Genomic DNA, 542 nt, shown 5'->3' with positions numbered 1-542 from the left:
TAGCTGTCATTACCCAGTACAGGAACATCGTTAATGCTATTGATGTTTAACGTCACACTGCCTTGTGCTTTGCCACCGTTACCATCAAGAACTTCATAAATAAAACTATCGCTGCCATTAAAATTTGCACTAGGCACATAACTGAACGCGCCATTAGTATTGAGCGTTAAACTACCATTGCTAACATTCGATATTGGTGTGGTATTAATCGTTAAGATATCGCCATCAACGTCGCTATCATTACGTAACAAGTGGTCAACATCGCCGACTAATTTACTTAACGTAGCATCTTCATTAACACTGTAACTTTCATTACCCACAACAGGAACATCATTTACCGCACTAACGGTTAAGGTTACATTGCCTTGTGCAACACCACCGTTACCATCAACAACTTGATAGGTAAAACTGTCAGTACCGTTAAAGTTAAGGGTAGGAATATAGTTAAACGAGCCATCACTATTAAGCGTTAAGCTGCCATTGCTCACATTTGAGATTGGTGCAGTATTAACGGTTAATGTGTCTCCATCAGCATCACTATC

The 542-nt window shown here is 39.7% G+C and carries 1 protein-coding gene; it reads right to left on the bottom strand.

Features of this window, described 5'->3' with window-relative positions:
- Positions 1 to 542, bottom strand: a 542-nt coding sequence (locus H4J38_RS16920; protein ID WP_182133659.1) for a cadherin-like domain-containing protein, incomplete at both ends; no start/stop codon positions are given.

The organism is Colwellia sp. BRX10-3 (genome assembly GCF_014077505.1).
Taxonomy (GTDB): Bacteria; Pseudomonadota; Gammaproteobacteria; order Enterobacterales; family Alteromonadaceae; genus Cognaticolwellia.
This window is presented reverse-complemented; position numbering and strand designations above follow the sequence as displayed.